The sequence below is a fragment of the Nocardiopsis sp. KDC1DS13DA1 genome, assembly GCF_055632325.1.
The window spans coordinates 94988-109700 of the sequence record NZ_JBVMUY010000023.1; the positions used below are offsets into that span (position 1 = coordinate 94988).

Genomic DNA, 14713 nt, shown 5'->3' on the forward strand with positions numbered 1-14713 from the left:
CCTCCTCACCGGGAAGGGACCGGAGCGGGCGGTGTGCCGTCGAACAGCTCGCCGAGCCAGTTCCCACCGGGGGGAAGGCCCCGCGCGAAGGCCGGGGCCATCAGCCCGAGGGCTCCGTCGAAGATATGCCTGGGCGGCTGCACACCCGCGGCGATGAGGGAGTCCAGGCGCTGGTCGAAGCGGGTCAGCCACTCCCGGTAGGCCAGGACTCGCGGATGTCGGGAGGGCCGTTTCCGGTAGAGGTGTCTTCGCGCCAGGGTGAAGGCGGTGGGCGTGCTCCTGTAGGCGCTGGACACCGTGCCGTCGAACGAGGACACCTGGTGGTAGACCGAGGTGACCTCGCCCAGGTTCAGGAACTCTCCGCGGAAGGCCTCACTGAGGGCGAGCCACAGGTCCCAGTCCTCGCAGTGGTCGAGTTCCTCGTCGAAGCGGACGGGCAGGTCGGAGAAGTTGGTGGCGACGACGGAACCGGTGTGCAGATGGTTGGCGACCATCAGGAAATCGGGGTCGAACGGACCGCCCTTGCGGGGCATCCCCCCGGTGTTTCGCGGCATCGCCTCCAACCAGACCTCGCTGACCAGTGCGTCCCCGTAGACGAGGGTGGGTCGGTCCGCGTTGGAGAGGGCGGCCAGGGCGAGGGAGAGGTGGCGGGGCAGGAAGACGTCATCGTCGTCCAGGAAGGCGACGTGCTCGCCCTGGGCGGAGTTGAGGGCGGTGTTACGCGCGGCCGACACCCCTCTGCGCTCCCCCGACTCGATCAGGTTGATGGTCAACTCGCCCTTCCAACCGTCCACGACCGGACGCGGGGAGACGCCTCCGTCGTTGACGACGACCACCTCGATCCCGTCCTTGGGCACGTCCTGGCGCCGCAGGCCGCGCAGGCACCTCTGCAGTGGTCCCGGGCGGTCACGTGTGGGGATGATGACGCTGATCACGGTTGTCGCCTCTCTGCCGTACTCGAATACGTGCGGACGTGAGCGACCGTCGGCCGGTCGGTGTCCCGCGCTTCGGGTCGGGCCCGTTCCAGAACGGCCCGGACCCCCTCCTCCCGGGGCAGGGAGATCCGGTACACCGAGGCGCGTGAGCGCCGGGCGCCGGTGGCCGGTGGCCGGACGCTCATCTCCCAGAGCACACACCCGGATCGGTCGATCTCGAACGCGCGTCCGGCCTGGGCGTCGGTGACCAGTACCCGGTCGGTGCCCGAGGCCTCGCATCCGCCGGCGACCTCGGTGAAGAAGTCCTCAGGGGGGTCGGCCGTGTACCGCCACACCACCCTTCCGGTCACCGGGTCGCACTCCAAGACCCGTGAGTGGCCGCGTGACCTCCCGTTGTCCAGGAGAAGCACGGTGCCCCCGGCCAGGGCGCTGGGCTGGTGTTGCCCGGACAGGGTTCCCGGCCCCCACCACCAGCGGACGCGCTGGGCGGCCAGGTCCGCGGCCACGACCAGGTCGAGGTCGCGGAAGGACAGCAGGACGTCACCCTCGCACCACAACCCCGCGGGGTGGTCCCCGAGCAGCTCGACGGTGTTGGCGTGCAGGATGTCGGCGGGCGACCCCGGCAGGTCCCGGAGAAACCGCAGGGCGTCCCGGGTCGGTCCCCGGTACTCGGCCCGCTCGACGAGGTCGGCCTCCCGTGCGCAGGAGGGGGACCACCCGCTGTCGGTGAAGGCCCGCCACCGCCGTTCGTGCAGGTCCTGGACGAACGGACGCAGTTCCGGGTCGGAGGTGAGCAGGTCGTGGAGGGAGTACTCCGCGACGGAGCGGCCCTCCGGGTCCAGTACGGCCACGGTGTTGTCCAGGACGACGCGGGGGCGGCCCCCGCCGTCGTTCCCGTCGCCGCCCCCGACCGTTCGGGGACGTTCGGTGAGGACGTACACCCGCCCCCGGGCGTCGACGTCCAGGTCGTGGTGGACGGGGAGCTCCCGCTCCCACACCAGGTGGCCTTCGGGACCGAGTCGGAGGAGGGCGTGCAGGGGCACCAGTGCGTAGAGGCTGCCGTCCGGACCCAGCTCGACGTGGTTCCACCCGCGCAGGTAGCCGGGTGGGTGGTCGGCGGCGTCGGGCTGCCCCTCACCGCTGCTCCAGGTGTGGACCACCCGGCCCGTGTGGTCCACCAGGTAGGCCACGGGCACCGGATAGGTGGCGGAGGGGGAGAAGAGCAGGTGCCGGTTCATCGCCCCGCGCCCTCCAGGCCGAACTCCTCGCGCACGGCCCGGACGAGGTTCCGGGTGACCTGGGTGGCGACCCGGGCGCCGATCTGCGCGCTGGCCGTGTCGGCCCGGTACACGACGCCGCTCTCGGTGCCGCACCCCTCCGGAAGGGGCAGCATGTGATAGCCGATCCGCCGGGTCGTGTGCTCGCGGGTCCCCTGGGCCAGTTCGAGCCGGACCGACTCCGGGGCCATGTGCGCCACCAGGCTGGACTCGACCATCGCCGCGTGGTGGTCGTCGTGGCGGCCCACCCCGGTCTCCTCGGCGAGGGCGTCGCGGAACTCCTCACCCACCACGTCCCACCAGCTCACGAGCATGATCCGGGAGTCCGGGTGGCGTTGGCGGTGCCGTCGCGCCGCCTCGTACAGGAAGGAGGTGTTGTCGATGGCCGAGTTGACCACGACGGTGTCCCGGGTGCCGTGTTCGCGGATACCTTCGAGGAGGTCCTCGACGAGGGCGGTGAAGGTGGCCCCCGACACGGCGAAGACCCCGGGGAAGTGGCCTCCGAGGCGGAAGGGCGGCGTGGACACCCCGTACCCGAGGGAGGGCAGGACGTAGGCCCGGACCCGCTCGGCGAGTTCCCGGGCGAAGTACTCGCTGATGATGGTGTCCGAGGCCAGGGGCAGGTGTGGCCCGTGGGGCTCCATGGCACCGACGGGCAGGACCGCGAGGGAGGTGCCCGCCGACTCCCGCAACTCCGGCCAGGCCATGGCCCGCAGATGGTGGGGGTGCCTACCGTCGCTCATGCGTCCGTCCATCCCAGGCTCGGCACGGTCTCGGGGCGCAGCCGTTCCGCCGGCGCGAGGTTCAGAAAGTCCTCCTTGTTGCAGCAGCTGTGCTCGGCGGAGCACGGGGACCAGCGCCGTTCACGCCGTTCCAGGCGGAAGTCGGGGTCCAGAACGTTGCCGATGCGCTGGTGCTCCAGGACGTGGTAGCGGGAGCACGGGTAGACCTCACCGTCGATTCCGATGAAGATGTGGTCGTGTCCGGCACTGCACGGGAGTCCGCGGGGCGCGCGCAGGGCGGTGAGGGCGACCCTGGTCAGCTCGGTGTCTCCCCCCAGGCACTCGACGCGCCGGAGGACGTCCGTCGTGCCCAGGACCGGGACGGCACGCTCGGGGTCGGGGTTCTCGGGTGAGTCCGAGGGGAGTTCGGGGTCGTAGCCCAGGTCGACGTTGTAGCGCAGCCCGTACTCACGGGCCCGTTCGACGAAACGCTCCACCAGAGCACCGTTGCCGGGGAAGAGCAGGACGTTGACGACGGTGAAGCAGCCGAAGTCGTCCTGGGCCGCGCGCGCGTTGCGGAAGAAACGGTCCAGGTCGATCTCGCCGTCGTGGTAGGTGAGCCAGAGGGAGAGCTTGCCCAGGTTGGCGCTGTCCGCCATCCGGGGCAGCCGCCGTTCCAGCAGGGAGGCGTTGGACAGCAGTTCCACGAACCTGACGTTGGGCCTGAGGGTGAGCCATCCCGCCTCCTCCAGGAAGTCCGGGGAGGCGAAGGGCTCCCCCAGGCTGCCGAGCCGGACGGAGACCTCGTGGGGTCTGGTACCGATCCAACGCACGATGGACCGGAAGTCCTCCAGGTCCCGGGGGGTCTTCCAGTTGCTCCGGCGGCTCTTGGACCAGTCCCCGACGGAGACGCAGTAGGGGCAGTCGAAGTTGCACAGACGCTGTCCCGCGACGTACCAGACGCGGAGCGGCGGGGTATCGGACACACGTCCTCCTGGAGGGTGGTGGGGGCACGCGGGTCCCGCCCGAGGGGAGCCGCAGGGGCGGGGCCCGCCGCGTGGAACGGCACTGGAGGCGGCTGACGGAACCGGAGCCGCTAGCCGAAGGTCGCGATGGGGCGGAACTCGCGACCGGGGAAGTCCACCGTCTGGTTGTGGCACCTGCGGCAGATGAAGTCGTCCTCCGCCTCGGCGACCCCGAACACCTTCCGGCGCAGTCCGACCGCGGCGTCACTGCGCATGGCCTCGTCCAGCGAGCCGTCCCGGATGTTCCCGAAGACCTCACGCTGGTAGTAGTCGTTGCAGCACAGGAAGAGGTCACCGCGGACACTGATGTTGCCGTGCGCCAGGGGCCAACCGCATCCGGTGAGCCGCCCCGAGAGCCGGACGTCCTGCCGGTACTCCCCCCCGACGTCACCCGCCCGGTCACAGGTCATGGTGGGCACCACCTCGGCGCCGAGGGGTTCGTACCTCTCCCGGAGGTCGTGGAGGTCGCGCTCGCGCGACTCACCGACGCCGTTCACCACGATCTGCACGGGGAACCCCGCGTGGATGGCCCCTTCGAGGTTGGCGAGGGTGCGGGAGTAGGTGCGTGACCGGGTCAGTCCCGCGAACCGCGTCTCGTCGGCCGTGGGCAGGTTGACGATCAGGTGGCGGAGTACGCCGTGGTGGCGGAGCGCCTCGATCTTGCTCCCGTTGAGTCCGCTCGCGTTCGTGTAGAGGGCGAGGGGAAGGCCGTGTCCGGCGAGCACCTCAAGGCGTTCGTTGAAGTGCTTGTCCAAGGTGGGTTCGTTGAAGAAGTGGAAGGTGACGTACTCGACGGTGCCCAGGTCGGCCAGTTTCTGGACGACCTCCTCGAAGAGGTCCATGGGCATGGTCTGCCGTGGTTTGGGGTCGGTGGAGACCGGACAGAAGTCACAGCCCCAGTTGCAGTGCGCGGTGACCTCGATCTCCCCGCTGCGCAGGTGGTAGTCACGGCAGAGCGCCTCCGGGGCCTGGAGCCAGTCCCGGCGCACGGCCTCCTCCACCAGATCGGCCCCGAAACGGGCGGACACCGCCGCTGAGGGGGTGGGCGCGGAGGCGCAGTCGCGGAGCAGGTGCCGCATACGGATGTCCGCGTGCCAGTGCACGTTCCGGTCAAGGCCCACGACGCCGAAGGCGGTGCCCGGCGGGGGCGGCTCCTGTCTCGGGTGGGTGGGTCCGAAGGTGTCGGTCAGGTAGCGCACCGGTGACGGCTGGTCCGGCTCCACGGTGCTCAGGTAGGGGGAGGTCTGTACGAGGGGCAGCAGCGGAAGGATGAGTGGGCTCCTAGCGCCGGATGTCGCGTGCTTCACCACATGTCTGGACCGGTATAGACCGGATGGGCGCGACCGATCCTAGGGAATGTTCACCAGGAAGTCACCGCCCTCCCCGGGCGACCGGAACGCGTCGGGGCCATGAATCGGGGGCGATAGCCGCAGTTCAACGTACTTTTGCTGACTCTGCGGGGAATGCGTTTTTGGCCACATGTGGCCAACGGCTCCTCGTGTCCTCTGCGGGCCGAGGGCCGGATTCGACACCGGCGGCGCCCGGAAGACGGTTCGGGACGGCGTGCGACCTCACCAGCGCGGAGCCGTGGCCGCGATCGCCGCCGTTCACCGGAAACCGTGCGCACAACCCGCACGCCCCCTTCCGCGCCCTCCCGGACCTGGACACCGGATGAATCGCGTGCAAAGGTCATCATCGTTGAATCGGGCACCGAGGAACCGACGGAGCTGAGCGATGCATGCAGGAATCGCGTGGGATGCGGCAGGATTCTGGATTTCCGTGGTCGATAAGCACGGAAAAACGGTGCGACCATCCCAAAGATTCCAGGCAGGCGATATCGACGCCATGATCGACTTCCTCGACAGAAACGGTCGACAGGTCGTCATCGACAACGCCAACGGCCTGCTCGACAGCCGACTCGCCGAGGCAGGCATCACCGTGTACCGGGCGGACGGCTGGGATCCGTGCGAACTTCCTCTTCTCGGGTCTGCCTCCGCCGAGGAACTGGCACGCCTGGCCATCGGCGACCGGTCCGCCCTCACCATGCTGACCGCGGGTTCGGGCACCCACTCCGGCCGGGACAAGGAACTCTCCGAGGGATATGAGAACAGCATGGACGCGGTGGCCGCCCAACCCGGCCCGGGGGGATTCCTTGACCACGGTCCGCGCGGCGAAAAGAAGATCGCCCTGACCTTCGACGATGGCCCACTTCCCCCCTACACCGGCCAGATACTGGACATAATCCACCACTACTCGGTTCCAGCAACATTTTTCTGTGTGGGATTGAACTCCATCTCCCACCCCGAAATCATCAGACGGATCAAGAACGAAGGAAACTGGCTCGGAAACCACACGTGGTCGCATCCGCATCTTCCTGATCTGTCGAAAGCACAGATCACTGAACAGATACGCCGAACAGGTGCATCCCTCTCTGCCGCCACGGGCGACGATGCGCCCGTACTTTTTCGCCCCCCGTACGGCGCCCTGCCACCAGGACCGTATGACTGGCTGACGACGGAGACGACCACGGTCCTGTGGGACGTGGACTCGAAGGACTGGGCGACACCCGGAACCGATGCCATCACTCGTTCGGTACTCGACCGGGCCCGTCCGGGGTCCATCATCCTGATGCACGACGGCGGAGGGGATCGGGCGCAGACCGTGGCGGCCCTGCCCGTGATCATCGAGACTCTGCTGGCCAGGGACTACCGGTTCGTTCGGATCGAAGACCTCGTGGAGGAGCCCTGACCCTGTCACCGCGGGCCCGATCACCGCTGGGCGCGACGCACCGCCGTCCCACCGGAGCGACGCTCCGCCTTCGGGTAGCGCCGAGAAGCGCACGGACCTTCGGCCGCCCCCGAACACGGCACGGGTTTGCCCGCCCTCGTACGGGGAGGGCAGACCTCCTCCTTCACGACGGGGACGGCCGCCCCGCCCCGAACGGAGAGGAGGCGGTCCCACCGCGCTGACCGGGTTCCGGTACCGGTTCGCGTTCACCGGCGGGCGGTACGGGCGGTGCGTCGCATACGGCGCTCTGTGGCTGGAACGGGTGCGCGTCCTGTGGCCCCACGCCTGCGAAGCCGCCGTTCGATCCGCCGCTGTCTCCCGCGACGGCGCCCACTGATACGCGTCGCTGTCGTGCGGGGACGCTGCGGCACCGCCCCGACGCTCCGCCCGAGGCCGTCGGCCACCCGTCGACACGCTCTCCCCGGGAGCGTGGCCGAGCGGCGTGTCGCCGCCGTGTTCGTGGTACTGGTTGACCCGCGCCGATCACGGCGTGCACCTTCACGAACACGGAAAGGGGTGGCGTGGTGCGTACTCCCGCCGCTGCCGTCACGACGCTGGCCGCCTGCGGACTGGCCCTGTCCACCGCCGCACCGGCACAGGCCGGATCCGCTGAGGGCGGCATCGTGCTCTTCGGCAACCGGGACGGAGTCATCCAGGTGCACGTGCTCACCGACCTGGACAGGGGGGACTGCCACGACGCGCCCCGGGGCACCTCGCGCATCCTCAACAACAGCGAGGCGCTGGTCGTGATCATGGACCAGCCGTGCGGGACCAGGGCCGGAACCGATGTCGGCACGGTCATGCCGGTCGCGTTCGAAGGGGAGAACGATGTCGACTGGCCCGCCGAGGGCAGGAGCTTCCTTCTGTTGTCAGCTTCTCGGCTCTGAAGGGCCGAGCTTGCGGTCGAACACCTGACTGGCTGCCAGGAACGTCCACCGCGTCTTACCCGGATCCTAGGATCCGGGTGGGACGTGTGACTTCCGCCCCGCGTTCCACACAACCCCGCCACGGTGGGCGATGTTGCGGGAAGCGTTCCGGTCGGCGTGCGCAACGACGCCGCACGACCGGCAGACAAAGGAGTCCTGGCTGATCCGGTTGCCCTTCTCGCGGTGGTCGCACCAGCTACACGTCTGGGACGTGTACGCCGGATCCACGAACACCACGGGCACACCCGCCCGCCTGGCCTTGTAGACGATAAAGCTCCCGAGCTGGGCGAACGCCCAGGAATGCAACGTGACCCGTTGGGGCTTGCGAAGCCGTACCCTCTGCCGGATGCCCGAAAGATCTTCCAGGGCGATCCCGCGCGAGGTGCGTTCAGCCTCGGCCACGATGCGTTTGGAGACGCAGTGGTTGGCGTCCCTGGCGACGCGTGATTCCCTGCGTCGCTGCCGCTTCAACACACGTTTGGCGGACGTGGTGCCCTTGGCCTGCAACTTGTGGCGTAGACGCTGCTGCCGCCCGCGGTACCGGTTGAGCTTGCGCCCGGCCATGACACGGCCATCGCTGGTGGTGGCGATGTTGACGATCCCCAGATCCACACCCAGGAATCCCTCCGGGTCATACTCCTCGTCGTCGGGCACGGTGAGCGTGACGGACAGGAACCACACCCCGTCCCGATACAGCAGGTCGGACTCTCCGCGCTTGTGCTCGCCCAAGGCCTTGGCCGCATCAGGTGAGCAAGCGAAGGGCACGTCCTTCAACCGTCCCCGGACAGTCCACAACGAGATCGTGCGGGCGTCCACACAGAAGGAAAGGTTCCTCTGGTCGTAGGGCTGTGCGGCGTCCGACCGGAAGACGATCGGCTTTTCCTCGACGCGCTCGCGCCGCTTCGACCCGGGTTTTCCATAGTTCCCGGCCTTCAGGTTGGCCTTGAACGTCGTGTAGGCGTCGGCGACCTTCTTTACGACATGCTGTGCCGCTTGGGATCCGACACCGGCCGCGCGCACGTCGGCGTAGACGAGCTTGCGCAGCGCGTAGTTGCGGTGGGCACCTTCGCTGTGGGCGATCCGGGAAACACGGTTGGCCTGCTCGTTGACCGTGTGCAGGGTTGCCTCAAGCGCCGCCGCCTGTTCGGGCGAAGGCGTGAGTTTGAGCTGCACGACGATCGTGGACACCACCGCACCGTAGCATTGATCTATGTCACCGCGATGGGAACCAGACCCCGACATGCGCAGGGGAAGAAGCGTCGTCTGTAACCTCCACGCACACTTGGTCTTCACACCGAAGTACCGCCGGGGTGTGTTCGACGACGCCATGCTCACCCGATGCGAGGAGATCATGCGCGAGGTGTGTGCCGACTTCGGGGCGGAGCTGCGCGAGTTCAACGGCGAGACCGACCACGTCCACCTGTTGGTGCACTACCCGCCCAAGGTCGCGTTGTCTCGCCTGGTCGGCTCGCTCAAGGGTGTGTCCGCTCGCAGGCTTCGTCAGGAGTTCACCGGACGGGTCAACCGTGCCCGCATGCACGGACACTTCTGGTCGCCGTCCTACTTCGTCGGCTCGTGTGGTGGGGCGCCGCTGTCGATCGTGCGGGAGTACATCGAGAACCAGAAACGTCCCGGTCCCGGTGCTCCAGGGATCGAGCGGCGCTCTACCTAGTCTTGGGGGCGATTCCTCCCGGGGCTGAAGCCCCGGAGTTCCTCGCTAAGACACGCTGACAGCCGGAGGCCGGAGGAGCTCTGCCGGACCGTCGGGACAGGCACCGTGCTCTACGGCGACGGGTGGCCTGAGGGGACTCGGCCATCGTCGGCGGGCGGGACCCGCCACGGTTGCTGACACCGGCGGGCCGTGCGCCCACACGAGCCGCCCGGACCGGGGGCAGCGCGCCGGGGCGGAACGGCCCGACGGTCCAGAGTGCGGCCCCGGCGCCGGGGCCGGTGGAGGAGTCCGCCCGGCACGCCCCCGCCTCCTCCCCACGCCAGGCGACCGGGTACGGGGGGCGCGAACCGGCCCGCCGTCCGTCGGCGTCCGGTTTTTCCGGCCTCCCCGACGCGCGGAGGTGACCGAACGCGGTGGTGCGAGCACGACATGTGGAACGATCGGTGGCATGGTTGAGCGATCGCGCACCATCGTCCTCGTGCGGCACGGCAAAGCCGACCGGCCCCCGGTGGACGACCACGACCGCCCCCTGGCCGCGAGGGGGCACAGGGACGTTCCCCGGGCAGCCCGCTGGTTGGCGGGATCGGGCATCACACCCGACCTGGCTCTGTGCTCCACGGCCGCACGCTGCCGCGAGACCTGGAAACTCGTCGTCGCGGAACTGCCGCGCAGGCCACGGACCGTCTACGAGGACCGTCTCTACGGGGCCTCCGTCGGCGAGCTGATCGCCGTGATCGGTGAGACCGCCGACGAGGTGGAGAACCTGCTGATCGTCGGCCACAACCCCGGCCTGCACGAGCTGGCCGACACGCTCTCGGGCGAGGCCGGAGGAGACCTGCTCTCCTGGATGGACCGTTCCGGATTCCCCACGAGCGCGGTCGCGGTGCTGACCTTCACCGGCTCCTGGGAGGGCGTGGGGTCCGGCACCACGCGGTTGGCGGCCTACTGGACACCGCACACCTGAACGGCCCCGGCCCCGCCCGCCGAGTCCCGGTCAGCCCGGGTGGGGCGGGCCGCTCTGGACCGCGTGGTCCCCCCGGAGGCGATGACGTGCCGGGCGGCCGCCCGCACAGCAGTCATTCGGTGGACGTGGAGAGCGGTGACGACCACCGTCGGGATGGTCGGCACGTGCGTGGCCGGATTGACCCGGACCATCAGTCCACACTCGTACTCGTAGCGGTGGCCCACGTATCCGGGTACCGATCTGGCGGGGTGTCCGCCTTGGGGACCTAGGACCGAGGGCTGAGGGGTGGGGCGGACGAATACCCGTCCGCCCCACCCTGGTTCTCGGGGTTCGTCAGACGTGGGCCGGAACCGGGGTCAGGAGGCGGGTCAGGGTCCCGGCGTCGGGAACCTCGGCCAGGCCGGTGGAGGAGGCCACCCAGTACGAACCGGTCTCCTCGCCGTACCAGACGACCAGGTGCCGGTGGCGGGCCTGGACGGTGGCGGCGAGGGCATGCTCGGGGGCGAACTCGGCGCGGTGGCCGCCCAGGCGGGGCGAGCGTTCGGCACGGCGTCGACGGCAGGACGGGTGCGCGCACACCGGGCAGGCGGGGCCGATCAGCGGGTGTCGTCGGGGCAGCGGCGGGCGGGAGCGGTGCAGCGGGTCGCTGGACGGGCGCGGGGAGGGGATACGATGCGTCATCGAATCCTTCCTTGACTCTTTGCAGTGGTTTGGGACTGGTTCGTGTGGCTCAGAGGAGCGTTGCCGCGCTCTTCTGAGCCTTTCTGGTTTCCGGGGTGTGAATCAGAGCCCGGGCCAGGCGCTGTCGGCGAAGTCGTAGGCGAGGAAGCACCACACCTGGCGGTGGGTGGGCTGGCCGTTGTCGCCCCAGCGCGTGGACAGGGCGTCGACCATGGCCAGGCCGCGCCCGGCCTCGGCGGAGGGGTCCAGGCCGCCGGGGTCGGGGGCGAGGTACTCACGGTCGCGGTGGCCGACGACGCGGTTGGTGGGCGTGCCCTCGTCCCGGCAGGTGAGGGTGATGCCGTCGCGGTGGCGCTGGGCAAGGAGCGAGTAGGAGCCGCCGGGCAGGCCGGAGCGGGTGTGCGTGAGGGCGTTGGCGGCGAGTTCCGAGCCGAGCAGGGTGAACAGGTGGCGGTACTCGTCGTCGCGGTGGGCGGAGAGGGTGCCCAGGTAGGCGCGCACGAGGGGCAGGTAGAGCGGCGAGGGGCCGAAGTCGTGGCGGCGGACGCGGTAGTGGGCGTCGTCGGGGCTGCCGGTGAAGTAGTGCCGGTAGTAGGGGTGGACCAGCTCCATGAGCGGGACGGTCACCTCGGGCAGGGCGGGCGGCGGCGCGAGAGAGCGCATGGCGAACGGGCTCCTTGGCGTGTGGGAGTGGGCAACGGTTCGCGCGGGCCCGTGGGAGGTTTCCCGGTTGCCGGGGCAGGGAGGACGGGCGCGCAGTAGCGTTCAGCACGGAGTGGCACCCCGTAGTCATCCCGCTACGATAAGAGTATAATGGGAATCCCACAAGTCAAGAGTTTTCATGGGATTCCCATGAACAGGATGTAAGGTGCCCCCATGGATCAGCAGAGTCCCAACATCCGACGGCGACGACTCGCCCACGTCCTACGCAGCCTCCGCGAGAAGGCGGATCTCACGTTGGAGCAGGCGGCCAAGCAGTCCAAGGTGCCGCGCTCGACGCTCGGCCGGATGGAGACCGCCGAAGCGCGCAGACTCCGGAAAGCCGACCTCGACTCCCTGGCGGACCTCTACAAGGTTGATCCGGCTACACGCGAGGGCATGCACGAACTCGCCCAACAGTCCAAACAGCGTGGCTGGTGGTCGAAGTACAAGGACATCTTCGGAGACCAGGCACTCCCCGACTGGGAGGCCGAAGCCTCCATGATCCGCAGGTTCGAGGCACAGACGATCCCCGGCCTTCTACAGACACCGGAGTACGCTGCGGCGGTCTTCCGAGCGGGGCGAGCCATAGACGAAGCCGAGGTCATACGTCGCGTTGAGGCCCGCATGGAGCGCCGCAGGATCTTCAACCGGATCAAGCCCCCGCACCTGATCGCGGTTCTGGATGAAGGTGCCCTCCGTCGCTCCATCGGCGGCCCCGAAGTGATGCGTGGTCAGCTTGTGCACCTCAAGAACATGGCCATCCGCCACCACATCGACATCCAGGTGCTCCCCTACCAGGCCGGAGCGCACCTGGCACTTGCGGGTGCCTTCACGATCCTCGACTTCCCTGAGCCTCGGGACCAACCGATCGTGTACATCGAGACTGCATCAGACGGCCTGTACCTCGAACTGCCCGAAGAATTGGAGCGGTATAGCGTGGCGTTCAGCAACGTACAGGGGGTGGCGCTGTCCACAGCCCTGTCGTTGGAGTTCATCGATGACGTTCTCCGTTCCATAGAAGGCCGGTCATGATCAGCAAGCTGGAGTTTCGGAAGAGCAGCTACAGCGCTCAAGGACAGGAGTGTGTGGAGGTCGCCCACATCCCCGCGAACTTCCGGAAGAGCAGCTACAGCGGCCAAGGCCAGAACTGCGTGGAGGTCGGCTCCCTCCCCTGCGGCGCGGCCGTCCGGGACTCCAAGCACCCCGCCAAGGGCCACCTCCCCTTCCCCGCCGCCGAGTGGGACGCCTTCCTCACCACCGCCAAACTCTGACCCCGTGGGCCCCGCCGATCCCGGCGGGGCCCACGCGCACGCCGGTGCGACTACCTCGGCTCGGGCACACCGGCCTCGTCGAGCGCGCGGTCGGTGTCGGTTTCCGCGGCCTCGGTGAACTCGTCGGCGGACACCGACGCCGTGCCGATGTAGCTCGGTTCGGGAGCACCGGGCCCCATGGAGAACCAACGGAAGTAGATGTACACATGGCCCGACCAGACCGCACGGGTGAGGCCGAACTCCTGCCCCTTGCCCACGGTCATGACCGCCGAGGTCCGGTCCGGTGCGAGGTTGGCCGGATCGGCCAGGGCACCGGTCACCACGTTGGTGGAGAGGTTGTGGATGTTGGCCCTGGCCACACAGCCCCTGTCGCCGCGCTTGACGGTGGCGAACACGAATCCGTCCGTGTTGGCCCGGTACTTGTACATCGTGCCCTCGGCCTGTCCCGAGAACGGGTGTCGGGCGTTCAGGTTGTGACTGGATCCCAGTAGCGACACACCCCCGGTCATGCTGTCCAGAGTGAAGTGCTTGCTGACCGTGGTGCCGCCCTCCGCGGCCAACTCGCCCTCCACCCTGATCCCGTCCCGGACGAGGATGTCACCGGGCCTGATGACCGCGTTCGCGACCTGGAACCGGCCGGGCGCGGTGCCGTATGCGTCGTCGGTCGGGTCGACGGTGAGGAATTCCCTCACATTGAAGTTCCCGTCGACGGCCAGGTCCCCCTCGGCCGAGAGCTGCCCCTGCACCGTGGCCGCTCCCTTGGCGATCAGTGTCTCGGCCACGTCCAGTCCCGCCTTCGCGTCCACCTTCCGCTGTGCGGTCAACTCTCCTCTGACCGTGACGGTGTCATTGGCGGTGACGGTGTTGTGGAAGGAGGCGGGCGCGTTCACCCCGAAGCCGTTGCCCTCGCCGACCCGGAGGAGGTTCACGTCACCGGCCGTGTTCTTGACGAACAACTCCCGGTTGACGGTGAGCGTGTTGACCACCAGGTCGGGATTGAGCACGGTGACCAGGACCGACCTCATGATCTCCACGTCCCCGACCCGGCCGATCAGGTAGAACGTCGTGGTCGCCGTGACCTTCTCGACCACCGTGCGCTCCAGGTCGGTCACGTCCGACGGATCGTTCCCGCCGTAGAGCAGCGTCGTGGTCACCCCCTCCGACCGCTTCCACGTCAGCACCACCGACCCGCCGTTGTCGATCTCGTAGGCGTCGGCCGCGAAGTCGTCCAGGAAGAAGTCCTGCGGGAACTTGCCCGTGACGATGCTTACGGTGTTGCCGCCATCCCCGTCGAACTCCTCCCGCACACGCAACTCCACCGCCCCCACCTCGTGGTTGACCGGGATGTTCGACACCTTGAACGTCAACCCGTCCCCCGGCGCCAACTCCGCGTACGGGTCCGTGGTCGTGAACTCGACCCGCTCCCCGACCACGGCCGCCGTCCAGCCCGCCAGACTGATATCCATTTCCGCCCGGTCCAGCGACAGCGCCAACTGGGCCGCCGACTCCCCCGTGGGGATCTCCACCGACAACTTCTCCAACCTCAGCGCGTAACGACCGTTGTTGGAGGCCACGAAATCCAACCGCGCCCGCACCGGATCCACCTCCGGACCGTCACCCTCCTGCGCACCGTCCGGCGACACCCGGATCGGATGCGGCGTCGTGTACAGCCTGTACTCCAACCCCGGAGAACCCTCCGAGCCGGTGCGCACGGTGTTGATGATCGGCATGTGCCGTGTTTCCTTTCCTGA

At 68.7% G+C, this 14713-nt stretch carries 15 protein-coding genes; 6 read left to right on the forward strand and 9 right to left on the reverse strand.

The features are described from left to right. Nucleotides 1-5 precede the first annotated feature (5 nt). From ACTVAJ_RS15845 to ACTVAJ_RS15865, 5 genes are all read right to left on the reverse strand, one after another. Nucleotides 6-935, reverse strand: a complete 930-nt coding sequence (locus ACTVAJ_RS15845) for a glycosyltransferase family 2 protein (protein ID WP_470388924.1) — start codon at nt 933-935, stop codon at nt 6-8. After that, complete coding sequence (locus tag ACTVAJ_RS15850) at nt 932-2173, reverse strand: arylsulfotransferase family protein (protein WP_470388925.1); 1242 nt, start codon at nt 2171-2173, stop codon at nt 932-934. The genes ACTVAJ_RS15845 and ACTVAJ_RS15850 overlap by 4 nt, the downstream gene beginning before the upstream one ends. After that, complete coding sequence (locus ACTVAJ_RS15855) at nt 2170-2955, reverse strand: creatininase family protein (protein WP_470388926.1); 786 nt, start codon at nt 2953-2955, stop codon at nt 2170-2172. The genes ACTVAJ_RS15850 and ACTVAJ_RS15855 overlap by 4 nt, the downstream gene beginning before the upstream one ends. Beyond that, the gene (locus ACTVAJ_RS15860) at nt 2952-3920 is read right to left on the reverse strand and encodes a radical SAM protein (RefSeq protein ID WP_470388927.1); all 969 of its coding nucleotides are present in this window, start codon (nt 3918-3920) and stop codon (nt 2952-2954) included. The genes ACTVAJ_RS15855 and ACTVAJ_RS15860 overlap by 4 nt, the downstream gene beginning before the upstream one ends. Nucleotides 3921-4030: 110 nt before the next feature. Further along, nucleotides 4031-5266 carry a radical SAM/SPASM domain-containing protein gene (locus ACTVAJ_RS15865; protein WP_470388928.1) on the reverse strand — a complete coding sequence of 412 codons (1236 nt, stop codon included), beginning with the start codon at nt 5264-5266 and terminating at the stop codon, nt 4031-4033. A 427-nt stretch (nt 5267-5693) separates the two neighbouring features. On the opposite strand from ACTVAJ_RS15865, the gene ACTVAJ_RS15870 reads away from it, so the two are divergent. Continuing rightward, complete coding sequence (locus ACTVAJ_RS15870; RefSeq protein WP_470388929.1) at nt 5694-6707, forward strand: polysaccharide deacetylase family protein; 1014 nt, start codon at nt 5694-5696, stop codon at nt 6705-6707. Nucleotides 6708-7270: 563 nt separating this feature from the next. Further along, nucleotides 7271-7633 (forward strand): hypothetical protein, encoded by a 363-nt coding sequence (locus ACTVAJ_RS15875; protein WP_470388930.1) that lies wholly within the window; start codon nt 7271-7273, stop codon nt 7631-7633. 66 nt (nt 7634-7699) lie between these two features. On the opposite strand, the gene ACTVAJ_RS15880 is transcribed toward ACTVAJ_RS15875, so the two are convergent. Next, nucleotides 7700-8863 carry an RNA-guided endonuclease InsQ/TnpB family protein gene (locus ACTVAJ_RS15880; protein WP_470388931.1) on the reverse strand — a complete coding sequence of 388 codons (1164 nt, stop codon included), beginning with the start codon at nt 8861-8863 and terminating at the stop codon, nt 7700-7702. Between the two features lie 19 nt (nt 8864-8882). Here ACTVAJ_RS15880 and tnpA point away from each other — a divergent pair, with 19 nt between their 5' ends. Both tnpA and ACTVAJ_RS15890 read left to right on the forward strand, forming a co-directional pair. Continuing rightward, nucleotides 8883-9344, forward strand: coding sequence for an IS200/IS605 family transposase (tnpA, locus tag ACTVAJ_RS15885; RefSeq protein WP_470388932.1), 462 nt, complete (start codon nt 8883-8885; stop codon nt 9342-9344). Between the two features lie 448 nt (nt 9345-9792). Then, on the forward strand, nt 9793-10308 hold the full coding sequence (locus ACTVAJ_RS15890) for a SixA phosphatase family protein (protein WP_470388933.1): 516 nt from the start codon (nt 9793-9795) through the stop codon (nt 10306-10308). 333 nt (nt 10309-10641) lie between these two features. Here the strand turns inward: ACTVAJ_RS15890 and ACTVAJ_RS15895 are convergent, their stop codons facing one another. Next, nucleotides 10642-10989, reverse strand: a complete 348-nt coding sequence (locus ACTVAJ_RS15895) for a hypothetical protein (RefSeq protein ID WP_470388934.1) — start codon at nt 10987-10989, stop codon at nt 10642-10644. Between the two features lie 102 nt (nt 10990-11091). Then, nucleotides 11092-11652 (reverse strand): ATP-binding protein, encoded by a 561-nt coding sequence (locus ACTVAJ_RS15900; protein WP_470388935.1) that lies wholly within the window; start codon nt 11650-11652, stop codon nt 11092-11094. A gap of 213 nt (nt 11653-11865) precedes the next feature. Here ACTVAJ_RS15900 and ACTVAJ_RS15905 point away from each other — a divergent pair, with 213 nt between their 5' ends. After that, nucleotides 11866-12723, forward strand: a complete 858-nt coding sequence (locus ACTVAJ_RS15905; RefSeq protein WP_470388936.1) for a helix-turn-helix domain-containing protein — start codon at nt 11866-11868, stop codon at nt 12721-12723. Then, the gene (locus ACTVAJ_RS15910; RefSeq protein WP_470388937.1) at nt 12720-12962 is read left to right on the forward strand and encodes a DUF397 domain-containing protein; all 243 of its coding nucleotides are present in this window, start codon (nt 12720-12722) and stop codon (nt 12960-12962) included. The genes ACTVAJ_RS15905 and ACTVAJ_RS15910 overlap by 4 nt, the downstream gene beginning before the upstream one ends. A 50-nt stretch (nt 12963-13012) precedes the next feature. Here ACTVAJ_RS15910 and ACTVAJ_RS15915 read toward each other — a convergent pair whose 3' ends face one another. Continuing rightward, nucleotides 13013-14692 (reverse strand): hypothetical protein, encoded by a 1680-nt coding sequence (locus ACTVAJ_RS15915; protein ID WP_470388938.1) that lies wholly within the window; start codon nt 14690-14692, stop codon nt 13013-13015. Nucleotides 14693-14713: the final 21 nt, after the last annotated feature.